At 64.6% G+C, this 1411-nt stretch carries 1 protein-coding gene; it reads left to right on the top strand.

Going from position 1 to position 1411, the window contains the following annotated elements; all coding sequences use genetic code 11:
- Positions 1-1411: glucose-6-phosphate isomerase (pgi, locus tag ACQ5BM_RS34545; protein ID WP_429820840.1), on the top strand; the 1411-nt coding region annotated here is incomplete at both ends.

Genomic DNA, 1411 nt, shown 5'->3' with positions numbered 1-1411 from the left:
CCGCCAAGGTCGAGGAGAAGCGGGACGCCATGTTCCGCGGCGACATCATCAACATCACCGAAGAGCGCGCCGTGCTGCACACGGCGCTGCGCAACCGCGGCAACCGCCCGATCCTCGTCGACGGCAAGGATGTGATGCCCGACGTCAACGGCGTGCTTGATGCCATGGGCGCTTTTGCCGACGGCATCCGCTCGGGCGCGCTCAAGGGCGCGACCGGCAAGAAGATCACCGACGTCATCAATATCGGCATCGGCGGCTCCGACCTCGGCCCGGTCATGGCAACGCTGGCGCTTGCGCCCTTCCATGACGGCCCCCGACTTCACTTCGTTTCCAATATCGACGGCGCCCACATCGCCGACACGCTGAAACTGATCGATCCGGAAACCTCGCTCTTCATCGTCGCCTCGAAGACCTTCACGACGATCGAAACGATGACCAATGCCCAGACGGCCCGCGCCTTCATCGCCGGCAAGCTCGGCGAAGCGGCCGTCGGCCACCACTTCGCAGCCGTCTCGACCGCGCTCGACAAGGTCGCCGCCTTCGGCATCGACCAGGCCCGCGTCTTCGGCTTCTGGGACTGGGTCGGCGGGCGCTATTCGATCTGGTCGGCGATCGGCCTGCCGCTGATGATCGCCATCGGCAAGGAGAATTTCGGCCGCTTCCTCGATGGCGGCCATGCCATCGACGAGCATTTCCGCACCGCGCCGATCCGTGAGAACATTCCGGTTCTGCTCGGCCTCCTCGGCTTCTACCATCGCAACGTGCTCGGTTATCCGTCGCGGGCGATCCTGCCCTACGATCAGCGCCTGTCGCGCTTCCCCGCCTATCTGCAGCAGCTCGACATGGAATCGAACGGCAAGGCGGTGACACTTGATAGCACCGCGGTCGAGTACTCCACTGGCCCGGTTGTCTGGGGCGAGCCCGGCACCAATGGCCAGCATGCCTTCTATCAGCTCATCCATCAGGGCACGGACATCATTCCGGCGGAATTCATGATCGCCGCGAATGGCCATGAGAAGAACCTGCGCCATCAGCACGAGCTCCTGATCGCCAATTGCCTGGCGCAGTCCGAGGCGCTGATGAAGGGTCGTACGCTCGCCGAGGCCAAGGCGCAGCTCACCGCCAAGGGTATGGCGGACGCCAAGGCCGACAAGATTGCTCCGCACCGCGTCTTCACCGGCAACCGCCCGTCGCTGACGATCGTCTACGACCAGCTCGATCCCTTCGCGCTCGGCCGCCTGATCGCGCTCTACGAGCACCGCGTTTTCGTCGAAGGCGCGCTGTTCAACATCAACTCCTTCGACCAATGGGGCGTCGAGCTCGGCAAGGAGCTGGCAACCGGCCTGCTGCCGGTCGTCGAAGGCAAGGAGAGTGCCGCCGGCCACGATTCTTCGACCGCGGGTCTGGTGGC

Source organism: Ensifer sp. B1-9, from assembly GCF_050474445.1.
Lineage (GTDB): Bacteria > Pseudomonadota > Alphaproteobacteria > Rhizobiales > Rhizobiaceae > Ensifer.
The sequence above is the reverse complement of the archived record's forward strand: the minus strand, read 5'-3'. Positions and strand labels throughout refer to the sequence as shown.